13 protein-coding genes are annotated in these 12,975 nt (G+C 55.5%); all 13 read left to right on the plus strand.

Annotation, left to right across the window (positions count from 1 at the left end):
• Positions 1-29: 29 nt before the first annotated feature.
• The 13 genes from mnmE to atpD all read left to right on the plus strand — a co-directional run bounded on the left by mnmE (position 30) and on the right by atpD (position 12,939).
• Positions 30-1,400 (plus strand): tRNA uridine-5-carboxymethylaminomethyl(34) synthesis GTPase MnmE, encoded by a 1,371-nt coding sequence (gene mnmE / locus ACWKWM_RS20040; RefSeq protein WP_483847807.1) that lies wholly within the window; start codon positions 30-32, stop codon positions 1,398-1,400.
• Positions 1,401-1,921: 521 nt separating this feature from the next.
• Complete coding sequence (mnmG, locus tag ACWKWM_RS20045; protein WP_483847808.1) at positions 1,922-3,814, plus strand: tRNA uridine-5-carboxymethylaminomethyl(34) synthesis enzyme MnmG; 1,893 nt, start codon at positions 1,922-1,924, stop codon at positions 3,812-3,814.
• Positions 3,811-4,455: a 16S rRNA (guanine(527)-N(7))-methyltransferase RsmG gene (gene rsmG / locus ACWKWM_RS20050; protein ID WP_483847809.1), complete on the plus strand. Its 645-nt coding sequence runs from the start codon at positions 3,811-3,813 to the stop codon at positions 4,453-4,455. The genes mnmG and rsmG overlap by 4 nt, the downstream gene beginning before the upstream one ends.
• Positions 4,456-4,473: 18 nt before the next feature.
• Positions 4,474-5,265, plus strand: a complete 792-nt coding sequence (locus ACWKWM_RS20055) for a ParA family protein (RefSeq protein ID WP_483847810.1) — start codon at positions 4,474-4,476, stop codon at positions 5,263-5,265.
• Positions 5,266-5,274: 9 nt separating this feature from the next.
• The gene (locus tag ACWKWM_RS20060; protein WP_483847811.1) at positions 5,275-6,147 is read left to right on the plus strand and encodes a ParB/RepB/Spo0J family partition protein; all 873 of its coding nucleotides are present in this window, start codon (positions 5,275-5,277) and stop codon (positions 6,145-6,147) included.
• 146 nt (positions 6,148-6,293) lie between these two features.
• Positions 6,294-6,701: a F0F1 ATP synthase subunit I gene (locus tag ACWKWM_RS20065; RefSeq protein WP_483847812.1), complete on the plus strand. Its 408-nt coding sequence runs from the start codon at positions 6,294-6,296 to the stop codon at positions 6,699-6,701.
• Between the two features lie 16 nt (positions 6,702-6,717).
• Complete coding sequence (atpB, locus tag ACWKWM_RS20070) at positions 6,718-7,587, plus strand: F0F1 ATP synthase subunit A (protein WP_483847813.1); 870 nt, start codon at positions 6,718-6,720, stop codon at positions 7,585-7,587.
• Positions 7,588-7,723: 136 nt separating this feature from the next.
• The gene (gene atpE / locus ACWKWM_RS20075; protein ID WP_002555987.1) at positions 7,724-7,981 is read left to right on the plus strand and encodes a F0F1 ATP synthase subunit C; all 258 of its coding nucleotides are present in this window, start codon (positions 7,724-7,726) and stop codon (positions 7,979-7,981) included.
• 57 nt (positions 7,982-8,038) lie between these two features.
• Complete coding sequence (locus ACWKWM_RS20080) at positions 8,039-8,509, plus strand: F0F1 ATP synthase subunit B (protein ID WP_268798716.1); 471 nt, start codon at positions 8,039-8,041, stop codon at positions 8,507-8,509.
• Between the two features lie 12 nt (positions 8,510-8,521).
• Positions 8,522-9,058: a F0F1 ATP synthase subunit delta gene (locus tag ACWKWM_RS20085; RefSeq protein ID WP_483847814.1), complete on the plus strand. Its 537-nt coding sequence runs from the start codon at positions 8,522-8,524 to the stop codon at positions 9,056-9,058.
• Positions 9,059-9,079: 21 nt separating this feature from the next.
• Complete coding sequence (gene atpA, locus ACWKWM_RS20090) at positions 9,080-10,624, plus strand: F0F1 ATP synthase subunit alpha (RefSeq protein ID WP_483835264.1); 1,545 nt, start codon at positions 9,080-9,082, stop codon at positions 10,622-10,624.
• A 50-nt stretch (positions 10,625-10,674) separates the two neighbouring features.
• The gene (gene atpG / locus ACWKWM_RS20095) at positions 10,675-11,535 is read left to right on the plus strand and encodes a F0F1 ATP synthase subunit gamma (protein WP_483847815.1); all 861 of its coding nucleotides are present in this window, start codon (positions 10,675-10,677) and stop codon (positions 11,533-11,535) included.
• 27 nt (positions 11,536-11,562) lie between these two features.
• Entirely contained in the window at positions 11,563-12,939 is a 1,377-nt protein-coding gene (gene atpD / locus ACWKWM_RS20100; protein WP_349801039.1) for a F0F1 ATP synthase subunit beta, read from the plus strand.
• Positions 12,940-12,975 lie beyond the last annotated feature (36 nt).

Raw genomic sequence — 12,975 nt, forward strand, 5'->3', positions numbered from 1 at the left:
CTATCTGTCGTTTCTTCAGGAGCAGTGTCATGAACGTCCCTCGTGAAACCATCGCCGCTATTGCCACTGCGCAGGGAAGAGGTGGGGTTGGCATTGTGCGCATTTCCGGTCCGCTGGCGTTGAGTGCAGCACAAGCGATCGTCGGTAAGAACCCGCAGCCTCGTTATGCACATTTCGGCGCGTTTCAGGACGAAAACGGTGACGCGATCGATGAGGGGATCGCCGTTTATTTCCCTGGTCCCAACTCATTCACCGGGGAGGATGTGTTCGAGATGCAAGGCCACGGGGGCCCAGTGGTTCTGGACATGATATTGCAGCGCTGTGTACAACTGGGTTGCAGACTTGCCCGAGCTGGCGAATTCAGCGAGCGAGCGTTCCTTAACGACAAGCTGGACCTGGCCCAGGCTGAAGCAATTGCAGACTTAATCGAGGCCAGCTCTGCACAGGCAGCACGTAACGCGCTGCGTTCTCTGCAGGGCGCATTCTCGACTCGTGTACATAACCTGACTGAGAAACTAATCAGTCTGCGGATCTACGTTGAAGCAGCAATCGATTTCCCTGAGGAAGAAATTGACTTCTTGGCCGATGGCCATGTTTTGAGCATGCTCGATGACGTGCGCGGGCACTTATCCACGGTGGTGGGTGAAGCCAATCAGGGTGCACTGCTGCGCGACGGTATGACTGTCGTCATTGCCGGACGCCCCAACGCCGGTAAATCCAGCCTGTTGAACGCCCTTGCCGGGCGTGAAGCCGCCATTGTTACCGAGATCGCAGGCACAACGCGTGATGTACTGCGCGAACATATCCACATTGATGGTATGCCTCTTCATGTGGTCGACACTGCCGGGTTGCGTGAGACAGTGGATCACGTCGAGAAGATTGGTGTAGAGCGCGCACTCAAGGCTATTACCGAGGCTGATCGAATTCTGCTAGTGATTGACGCAACAGCGCCCGAAGCAAACGATCCATTCGCGCTTTGGCCAGAGTTCCTGCAGGAGCGTCCAGACCCAGCCAAGGTAACGCTGATCAAAAACAAAGCCGACTTGAGCGCCGATCCAATCATGTTGGAGGTTAACGCCGACGGCCATGTCACGATTAATCTCAGTGCCAAAGCCGGTGGTGAAGGGCTGGAACTGCTACGCGATCATCTGAAGGCATGCATGGGTTTCCAGCAGACCTCGGAAAGCAGCTTCAGCGCCCGCAGGCGGCACCTGGATGCATTGCAGCGCGCCAGCATCTCACTCGATCACGGTCGTTCACAACTGACTCTGGCGGGTGCAGGCGAATTGTTGGCCGAAGACCTTCGCCAGGCGCAACAGGCGCTCGGTGAGATCACCGGCGCGTTCAGTTCCGATGACTTGCTGGGCCGGATTTTCTCCAGTTTCTGCATCGGCAAATAGCCAACACCTCCTCCAAACGGGCTCACCCTTACGGTAAGCCCCTGCGCTTCGCCTCTTTCTCCAACCAAAACTCCCAGCTCAAGCCCTTTCAAAAGCAAGATTTGCTTGCCCCCGAAGCCATTTTTTGCGAATTCTGAAAATTAAGCCCTGTGTATAAGCCCGCCTAAGCCCAGTTGATAATTGAGGTTCTAACGGGGGTATAAAGCCGGCTGTGCATAAGTAGCCATTTAGTCCACAGGCTCAAGGTGCTTATCCAACGGGCTCATTCGTGGATAATCACAGACTTTTGAATCTCTGTACACGCTGTATATAGGGGCTGATAGAGATCTATCCACAGAAATGACGCTGTGTATAAATAAACATAAAAACAAAGATCTTATAAATTTCTTTCTTTTTAATTTTTATAACCACCTTCTATCCACAGCTGGTTAAATTTTGCGCAAAAGGTTCCTTCAAGGGGGTGAAGTCCCTATACTTGCCGCCAATTCCAATTCCCCCAGAAAACAGGCACGAGGTGCGTGGTGGATTTCCCTTCCCGTTTTGAAGTGATCGTCATCGGTGGCGGTCATGCCGGTACTGAGGCAGCACTGGCGTCTGCACGCATGGGCTCTAAAACCCTGCTGCTAACGCATAACGTGGAAACCTTGGGCCAAATGAGTTGTAACCCCGCAATTGGCGGCATTGGCAAGAGTCATCTGGTTAAAGAAATTGATGCGCTCGGCGGGGCGATGGCCGTTGCTACCGATAGGGGCGGCATCCAATTCCGTGTTTTGAACAGTCGTAAAGGCCCAGCGGTGCGCGCTACTCGTGCCCAGGCTGACCGTGTCCTTTACAAAGCAGCTATTCGCGAAATCATTGAAAACCAGCCAAACCTGTGGATATTTCAGCAAGCCTGCGATGACCTAATCGTGGAGCAGGGCGAAGTGCGGGGTGTAGTCACTCAAATGGGTCTGCGGTTTCTCGCGGACTCCGTTGTATTGACCACCGGCACGTTCCTGGGCGGACTTATCCACATCGGAATGCAGAACTATTCGGGTGGACGCGCTGGAGATCCACCATCGATTGCGTTGGCACAGCGTCTGCGGGAACTGCCTTTACGCGTCGGCCGCCTGAAAACCGGTACCCCACCGCGTATTGACGGTCGGTCCGTGGATTTTTCGGTCATGACCGAGCAACCAGGTGATACTCCGATTCCAGTGATGTCGTTCATGGGTACCAAGGACCAGCACCCGGCGCAGGTCAGCTGCTGGATAACCCATACCAACGCTCGCACTCACGAAATCATTGCGGCCAATCTCGACCGTTCTCCGATGTACTCCGGTGTGATTGAAGGCGTCGGCCCGCGCTATTGCCCGTCGATCGAAGACAAGATTCATCGCTTTGCCGACAAGGAAAGCCATCAGGTCTTCATAGAACCGGAAGGCCTGAACACTCATGAGCTGTACCCGAATGGCATCTCGACATCGCTGCCGTTCGATGTACAACTGCAGATCGTTCGCTCTATTCGGGGCATGGAGAATGCCCACATCGTGCGTCCCGGCTACGCCATCGAGTACGACTATTTCGATCCGCGTGATCTGAAATACAGCCTCGAAACCAAAGTGATTGGCGGGTTGTTTTTCGCAGGACAAATCAACGGCACCACGGGTTACGAAGAGGCGGGTGCGCAAGGTTTGCTCGCCGGTGCCAACGCAGCGCTGCGTGCACAGGGCAAAGAAAGCTGGTGCCCGCGCCGCGACGAAGCGTACATCGGGGTGTTGGTCGACGACTTGATCACGCTCGGCACCCAAGAGCCGTACCGCATGTTCACTTCACGGGCTGAGTACAGATTGATCCTGCGTGAAGACAACGCCGATCTTCGCTTGACCGAGAAAGGCCGGGAGCTGGGGCTCGTCGATGACGCCCGCTGGGCTGCGTTCTGTACCAAGCGCGATAGTATCGAGCGCGAAGAACAGCGCTTGAAATCCACTTGGATTCGTCCAGGAACACCGCAAGGTGACTCGGTCTCTGCGCATTTCGGCACGCCGTTGACTCATGAATACAACCTGCTCAATCTTTTGACTCGTCCGGAAGTGGACTACGCCAGTCTCATCTCCCTGACAGGCGAAGGTTGCGCCGATCCACAAGTGGCCGAGCAGGTTGAGATCAAGACCAAATACGCCGGTTATATCGATCGCCAGCAAGACGAAATCGCAAGGCTTCGCGCCAGCGAAAACACTAAATTGCCGGCGGACATCGATTACACCAACATCTCTGGTCTGTCGAAAGAAATTCAAAGCAAGCTGGGGATAACTCGTCCAGAAACTCTGGGCCAGGCATCGCGCATCCCTGGTGTGACGCCTGCCGCCATATCGTTGCTGATGATTCATTTGAAAAAACGCGGCGCGGGCCGTCAGTTGGAGCAAAGCGCTTGAGTTCTATGGTCACCCCGCAACACGCTGAAGAATTGACCCTCGGCGCTCGCGAGTTGGGCGTTGAGCTCACAGATAGCCAGCGCCACCAACTGTTGGCGTATCTGGCCTTGCTGATCAAATGGAACAAGGCCTACAACCTGACTGCGGTGCGCGACCCGGACGAGATGGTGTCGCGTCATCTGCTCGACAGCTTGAGCATCATGTCTTTCATCGAAGGTGAGCGCTGGCTCGATGTAGGCAGCGGTGGCGGGATGCCTGGTATTCCGATGGCTATTCTGTTTCCAGGTACCAAGGTCACTGTGCTCGACAGCAATGGCAAGAAAACTCGTTTTCTGACTCAGGTCAAACTTGAGCTCAAGCTCGACAATCTTAAAGTTATCCACAGCCGTGCTGAAGCCTTTGAGCCGCAGCAGCCGTTCAACGGGATCATCTCTCGGGCTTTCAGCAGTCTCGAAGACTTCACGCAGTGGACACGTCACATGGGCGACGATCAAACGCACTGGCTCGCGATGAAGGGTCTGCATCCCGCCAATGAACTGGTAGCATTGCCGGCAGACTTCCGCCTCGACAGTGCGCAGGCCTTGGCCGTTCCGGGTTGCCAAGGGCAACGCCATCTGCTGATACTGCGCCGCACGGCTTGACAGGGAACACACGCAAGAATGGCTAAGGTATTCGCGATTGCGAACCAAAAAGGTGGTGTGGGCAAAACCACCACCTGCATCAATCTCGCAGCCTCGCTGGTCGCTACCAAGCGCCGAGTGCTGTTGATCGATCTCGATCCTCAAGGCAATGCCACGATGGGCAGCGGTGTGGATAAACACGCGCTCGAGAACTCAATTTATGACGTGCTGATCGGAGAGTGTGATCTTGGCCAAGCCATGCATTTTTCCGAGCACGGCGGCTATCAACTGCTACCCGCCAACCGTGACCTGACCGCTGCAGAAGTGGTGCTGCTGGAAATGCAGATGAAGGAAAGTCGCCTGCGCACTGCGTTAGCGCCTATTCGTGAGAATTACGACTACATCCTCATTGATTGTCCGCCTTCGCTTTCGATGCTGACGCTCAATGCATTGGTGGCGGCAGATGGTGTGATCATCCCCATGCAGTGTGAGTATTTTGCGCTCGAGGGGCTGAGCGACCTTGTGGATAACATCAAGCGAATCGCCGAACTGTTGAACCCGCAACTTAAGATCGAAGGCCTTTTGCGCACCATGTACGATCCGCGGCTGAGCTTGATCAACGACGTATCTGCCCAGCTCAAAGAGCACTTTGGCGAGCAACTTTACGACACCGTGATCCCGCGCAATATTCGTCTGGCCGAGGCACCGAGCTTTGGTATGCCCGCGCTGGCGTACGACAAGTCCTCTCGAGGCGCGTTGGCTTACCTGGCACTTGCAGGCGAGATGGTTCGCCGCCAACGTCGTAATACACGCACAGCTCAGCCCACTTAAGGAATTCCCATGGCCGTCAAGAAACGAGGACTCGGACGTGGGCTGGATGCGCTTCTGAGCAGTCCAACCGTCAGTTCCCTGGAAGAGCAGGCTACCAAGGCCGACCAGCGCGAATTGCAGCACATCCCTCTGGATCTGATTCAGCGTGGCAAATACCAGCCGCGTCGTGACATGGATCCTCAGGCGCTCGAAGAGTTGGCGCTGTCGATCAAGGCTCAAGGTGTCATGCAGCCGATCGTAGTACGGCCTATCGCCGAAAATCGCTTTGAAATCATTGCCGGCGAGCGTCGCTGGCGTGCCAGTCAGCAAGTGGGGATCGAGACCATCCCAGCTATGGTGCGCGATGTGCCAGATGAAACCGCCATCGCCATGGCGCTGATCGAGAACATCCAGCGCGAAGATCTCAACCCGATTGAGGAGGCCGTGGCGCTCCAGCGTTTGCAACAAGAATTCCAGCTGACCCAGCAACAAGTCGCCGAAGCGGTGGGTAAATCCCGGGTGAGCGTGGCCAACCTGCTACGCTTGATTGCGCTGCCCGAGGTGATCAAGACGATGCTTTCGCACGGCGACCTGGAGATGGGCCACGCGCGCGCGTTGCTGGGTTTGCCTGAAGAACAGCAGGTTGAAGGGGCGCGACATGTTGTCGCACGTGGGCTGACTGTTCGCCAGACCGAGGCACTTGTCCGGCAATGGTTGAGTGGAAAACAGGAAGCTGCAGCACCGGCGAAACCCGATCCTGACATCAGTCGTCTGGAGCAGCGTCTGGCCGAGCGGCTAGGCTCTGCGGTGCAGATTCGCCATGGTCAGAAAGGAAAAGGCCAGCTAGTCATTCGATATAACTCACTGGATGAGTTGCAAGGTGTCCTCGCTCACATCCGCTGAAACAATTGCCCTGTAGCGTGTAGTCGGAAATCACTACCCGGCAGTTGAATAGGGACTTAACCGCCCCTATACTCTGCGCGCATTTTGTCGGCACAAATTATGCCAAGTTATTGATTTTGGCCGGCGACGCTCGAGGAGCAGTAGTGATGGAAACACGCACACCAAACAGGTTGCCATTCCATCGCCTGGCGGTATTTCCGGTACTACTGGCCCAAGGTGTTGTTCTGCTGTTGGCTGCTTTGGCGCTATGGCAGTGGCATGGGGTCGTAGCTGGATATTCAGGGCTATGCGGAGGCCTGATAGCGTGGCTGCCCAATTTGTATTTCGCTCACAAGGCATTTCGGTTTACCGGAGCTAGAGCAGCGCAAGCCATCGTGCGGTCCTTTTATGCCGGCGAGGCGGGCAAACTGATTTTTACGGCAGTGCTATTTGCACTGACCTTTGCAGGAGTGAAGCCGTTGGCGCCGTTGGCAGTCTTCGGCGTGTTCATATTGACCCAATTGGTCAGTTGGTTCGCACCCCTGCTTATGAAAACAAGACTTTTGAGACCTTAGGGCGTTTGAGGCAACCATGGCAGAGCAAACAGCTTCGGGCTATATCCAGCACCACTTGCAGAACTTGACCTACGGTCATTTGCCTGACGGCAGTTGGGGCTTCGCCCATTCCGCAGCAGAAGCAAAAGAAATGGGCTTTTGGGCTTTCCACCTCGATACGTTGGGTTGGTCGGTTGCCTTGGGTCTGATTTTTGTCCTGATTTTCCGCATGGTCGCCAAAAAGGCTACTTCTGGACAGCCAGGTGCTCTGCAAAACTTCGTTGAAGTGATGGTCGAGTTCGTCGACGGCAGCGTCAAAGACAGCTTCCACGGTCGCAGCGCAGTTATTGCACCGCTGGCATTGACGATTTTCGTCTGGGTCTTCCTGATGAACGCCATCGACCTGATCCCGGTCGACTGGATTCCTCAGCTAGCCATCATGATTTCCGGTGACCAGCACATTCCTTTCCGCGCAGTGTCGACCACCGACCCTAACGCGACGATCGGCATGGCGCTTTCTGTTTTCGCGCTCATCATTTTCTACAGCATCAAGATCAAGGGTATCGGCGGTTTCATCGGCGAACTGACCCTGCATCCGTTTGGCAGCAAGAACATTCTTGTCCAGGCGCTATTGATTCCTGTGAACTTCCTGCTTGAATTCGTGACTCTGATTGCCAAACCGGTTTCTCTGGCTTTGCGTCTTTTCGGCAACATGTACGCTGGTGAACTGGTGTTCATCCTTATCGCGGTCATGTTCGGCAGTGGTCTGCTCTGGCTTAGCGGCCTGGGCGTGGTCCTGCAATGGGCGTGGGCTGTATTCCACATCCTGATCATCACCCTGCAAGCGTTCATCTTCATGATGCTGACCATCGTCTACCTTTCGATGGCTCACGAAGATAACCATTAAGACTCGCCTTGCGCGTCTGATGATCCCCTTGCTTGCGTGAGGGGATGCCCGCGAGGGCTTGATGTAAGAAACGATTTTGCTTTACCGCTTTAATCTAAAAAACCTAACCAATACGACGTAAAAGTCGGGAGGAAAGATGGAAACTGTAGTTGGTCTAACTGCTATCGCTGTTGCACTGCTGATCGGCCTGGGCGCACTGGGTACTGCAATCGGCTTCGGCTTGCTGGGCGGTAAATTCCTGGAAGGCGCAGCGCGTCAACCAGAAATGGTTCCAATGCTGCAAGTTAAAATGTTCATCGTGGCTGGTCTGCTCGACGCCGTAACCATGATCGGTGTCGGTATCGCTCTGTTCTTCACCTTCGCGAACCCCTTCGTTGGTCAGCTCGCTGGCTAATCACTCGAATTTTCGAGTTGATTGGTGTGATGGACAACGAACTAGCGAGGTGTTGGCGTGAACATTAATGCAACCCTGATTGGCCAGTCCGTTGCGTTCTTCATTTTTGTACTGTTTTGCATGAAGTTCGTATGGCCTCCGGTCATCGCGGCTTTGCACGAACGTCAGAAGAAGATTGCGGATGGATTGGACGCTGCCAGCCGAGCAGCTCGCGACCTGGAGTTGGCCCAAGATAAAGCGGGTCAACAACTGCGCGAAGCGAAAGCTCAGGCAGCTGAAATCATTGAGCAGGCCAAGAAACGCGGTACTCAGATTGTCGACGAAGCCCGGGAACAGGCACGCGTTGAAGCTGACCGTATCAAGGCTCAGGCTCAGGCCGAGATCGAACAGGAACTGAACGGTGTCAAAGACGCGCTGCGCGCCCAGTTGGGTAGCTTGGCAGTCAATGGCGCAGAGAAGATCCTGGGTGCCACAATCGATCAAAACGCGCACGCGGAGCTGGTTAACAAACTGGCTGCAGAAATTTAAGCGAGGGCGATCATGGCAGAACTGACCACGTTGGCCCGACCTTACGCTAAGGCAGCCTTCGAGCATGCACAGGCGCACCAGCAACTGGCCAATTGGTCAGCGATGCTCGGCCTGGCTGCTGCAGTGTCGCAAGACGACACAATGCAGCGCATGCTCAAGGCCCCGCGACTGACGAGCGCAGACAAGGCCGCCACTTTTATTGAAGTGTGCGGCGACAAGTTCGATGCCAAGGCACAGAATTTCATCCAGGTCGTTGCAGAAAACGACCGTCTCCCGCTTTTGCCGGAGATCTCCGAGCTGTTCGACCTGTACAAGGCTGAGCAGGAAAAGTCGGTAGATGTGGATGTGACCAGTGCTTTTGCATTGAACCAAGAACAGCAAGACAAACTCGCCAAGGTTCTCAGTGCACGGCTCGGCCGGGAAGTGCGCCTGCATGCTGCGGAGGATGCCACCCTGATAGGTGGTGTCATCATCCGCGCCGGCGACCTGGTTATCGATGGCTCAGTTCGCGGCAAACTCGCGCAACTAGCCGAAGCATTGAAATCTTGAGTTTGAAGGGGCAGCAGAGCAATGCAGCAACTCAATCCTTCCGAAATAAGTGAAATCATCAAGGGTCGTATCGACAAGCTCGATGTGACTTCCCAAGCCCGTAACGAAGGCACTGTCGTCAGCGTGTCTGACGGTATTGTGCGGATTCACGGTCTCGCCGACGTAATGTACGGCGAAATGATCGAGTTTCCGGGCGGCGTCTTCGGTATGGCTCTCAACCTTGAGCAAGATTCTGTAGGCGCTGTTGTACTGGGCTCCTACCAATCTCTGGCTGAAGGCATGAGCGCCAAGTGCACAGGCCGCATCCTGGAGGTTCCGGTTGGTAAGGAACTGCTGGGTCGCGTTGTCGACGCACTGGGTAATCCTGTCGATGGCAAAGGTCCGCTGAACAACACCGAGACCGACGCTGTAGAAAAAGTCGCACCGGGCGTTATCTGGCGTAAGTCGGTAGACCAGCCTGTACAGACTGGCTACAAGGCTGTCGACGCCATGATCCCTGTCGGCCGTGGCCAGCGTGAGCTGATCATCGGCGACCGTCAGATCGGTAAAACCGCTCTGGCGATCGACGCGATCATCAACCAGAAGAACAGCGGAATCTTCTGCGTCTACGTAGCGATTGGTCAGAAGCAATCGACCATCGCCAACGTGGTTCGCAAGCTGGAAGAGAACGGCGCCCTGGCTAACACGATCATCGTGGCTGCCAGTGCTTCCGAGTCTCCAGCGCTGCAGTTTCTGGCTCCGTACTCCGGCTGCACCATGGGCGAATACTTCCGCGACCGCGGTGAAGACGCACTGATCGTTTATGACGATCTGTCCAAGCAAGCAGTGGCTTACCGCCAGATTTCCCTGCTGCTGCGCCGCCCACCAGGCCGTGAAGCTTACCCAGGCGACGTGTTCTATCTCCACTCCCGTCTGCTGGAGCGTGCATCTCGCGTTTCGGAAGAATACGTAGAGAAGTTCACCAACGGCGCGGTAACTGGCAAAACCGGTTCTCTGACTGCACTGCCGATCATCGAAACCCAGGCTGGCGACGTTTCCGCGTTCGTTCCGACCAATGTGATCTCGATCACCGATGGTCAGATCTTCCTGGAATCGGCCATGTTCAACTCCGGCATCCGTCCGGCAGTGAATGCCGGTGTTTCGGTATCCCGTGTAGGTGGTGCTGCTCAGACCAAGATCATCAAGAAGCTCTCCGGTGGTATCCGTACCGCTCTGGCTCAGTACCGTGAATTGGCTGCATTTGCCCAGTTCGCTTCTGACCTGGACGAGGCGACCCGCAAGCAACTTGAACATGGTCAGCGCGTTACCGAGCTGATGAAGCAGAAGCAATACGCGCCAATGTCGATCGCTGACATGTCGCTGTCGCTGTATGCCGCTGAGCGTGGGTTCCTGACTGACGTCGAAATCGCCAAAATTGGCAGCTTTGAACAAGCGCTGATTGCTTACTTCAACCGCGATCACGCCGATTTGATGGCGAAGATCAACGTGAAGGGTGACTTCAACGACGAAATCGATTCTGGCCTCAAAGCCGGCATCGAGAAGTTCAAGGCCACCCAAACCTGGTAAGCCGCAGCGGGGGTCGAGAGGCCCCCGCTTGCTAACCTGATAGGTGTTACATGGCAGGCGCAAAAGAGATTCGCAGTAAGATTGCGAGCATCAAAAGCACGCAAAAGATCACCAGCGCCATGGAAAAAGTGGCGGTCAGCAAAATGCGCAAGGCTCAAATGCGCATGGCAGCTAGCCGTCCTTACGCGGAGCGTATCCGCCAGGTGATTGGTCATCTCGCCAACGCTAACCCGGAATACCGCCACCCGTTCATGATCGACCGCCCAGTAAAGCGTGTCGGTTACGTCGTGGTGAGCAGTGACCGTGGTCTGTGTGGTGGCTTGAATACCAACCTGTTCAAGGCTTTGGTCAAGGACATGGCGAAGAACCGTGAAAACGGCGTAGAGATCGATCTGTGCGTGGTCGGCAGCAAAGGTGCGGCGTTTTTCCGCAACTTCGGCGGTAACGTCGTCGCTGCGATCAGCCACTTGGGCGAAGAGCCGTCGATCAACGATTTGATCGGCAGCGTCAAGGTGATGCTGGATGCCTACTTGGATGGCCGTATTGATCGCCTGTCCGTGGTATCCAACAAGTTCATCAACACCATGACCCAGCAACCAACGGTCGAGCAGTTGATTCCGTTGGTCGCAACCCAGGATCAAGAACTCAAGCACCACTGGGATTACCTGTACGAACCCGACGCCAAAGAGCTGCTGGACGGCTTGATGGTACGTTACGTGGAGTCGCAGGTTTATCAGGCGGTGGTCGAGAACAACGCAGCTGAACAGGCCGCGCGGATGATCGCGATGAAGAACGCCACAGACAACGCCGGTGATTTGATCAGCGATTTGCAGCTGATCTACAACAAGGCGCGTCAGGCAGCGATCACCCAAGAGATCTCGGAAATCGTCGGCGGCGCTGCCGCGGTTTAACGGTTCAAAATTCAGAGGAACCAGCTAATGAGTAGCGGACGTATCGTTCAAATCATCGGCGCCGTGATCGACGTGGAATTCCCACGCGATAGCGTACCGAGCATCTACAACGCGCTGAAGGTACAAGGCGCGGAAACCACTCTGGAAGTTCAGCAGCAGCTGGGCGACGGCGTGGTTCGTACCATTGCAATGGGTTCGACCGAAGGCTTGAAGCGCGGTCTTGACGTTATCGACAGCGGCGCAGCCATTTCGGTACCGGTCGGTAAAGCGACCCTGGGCCGTATCATGGACGTCCTCGGTAACCCGATCGACGAAGCCGGCCCTATCGAGACTGAAGAACGTTGGGGCATTCACCGTCCAGCGCCTTCGTTCGCTGAACAGGCGGGCGGCAACGACCTGCTGGAAACCGGCATCAAGGTTATCGACCTGGTCTGCCCGTTTGCCAAAGGCGGTAAAGTTGGTCTGTTCGGTGGTGCCGGTGTCGGCAAGACCGTAAACATGATGGAACTGATCCGTAACATCGCCATCGAGCACAGCGGTTATTCCGTGTTCGCCGGTGTGGGTGAGCGTACTCGTGAGGGTAACGACTTCTACCACGAGATGAAGGACTCCAACGTTCTGGACAAAGTGGCACTGGTTTACGGTCAGATGAACGAGCCGCCGGGTAACCGTCTGCGCGTAGCATTGACCGGCCTGACCATGGCCGAGAAGTTCCGTGACGAAGGTAACGACGTTCTGCTGTTCGTCGACAACATCTACCGTTACACACTGGCCGGTACTGAAGTATCCGCACTGCTGGGCCGTATGCCTTCGGCAGTAGGTTACCAGCCAACCCTGGCTGAAGAGATGGGCGTACTGCAAGAGCGCATCACTTCGACCAAAGAAGGTTCGATCACTTCGATCCAAGCGGTATACGTACCTGCGGATGACTTGACTGACCCATCGCCAGCGACCACCTTCGCCCACTTGGACGCCACCGTCGTACTGTCTCGTGACATCGCTTCCCTGGGTATCTACCCAGCGGTCGATCCACTGGACTCGACTTCGCGTCAGCTGGATCCGAACGTGATTGGCCAAGAGCACTACGACACCGCTCGCGGCGTTCAGTACGTGCTGCAGCGCTACAAAGAGCTGAAAGACATCATTGCGATCCTGGGTATGGACGAGCTGTCGGAAACCGACAAGCAGTTGGTATCCCGCGCTCGTAAGATTCAGCGCTTCCTGTCGCAGCCGTTCTTCGTGGCTGAAGTCTTCACCGGTGCTTCGGGTAAATACGTTTCCCTGAAAGACACCATTGCTGGCTTCAAAGGCATCCTCAACGGTGACTACGACCACCTGCCAGAACAAGCGTTCTACATGGTCGGCGGCATCGAAGAAGCGATCGAGAAAGCCAAGAAACTGTAACCCCCGGCGCCCGGTGACGGGCGCTAATCAGGTTGA

Source organism: Pseudomonas rosaeacicularis (assembly GCF_057128745.1).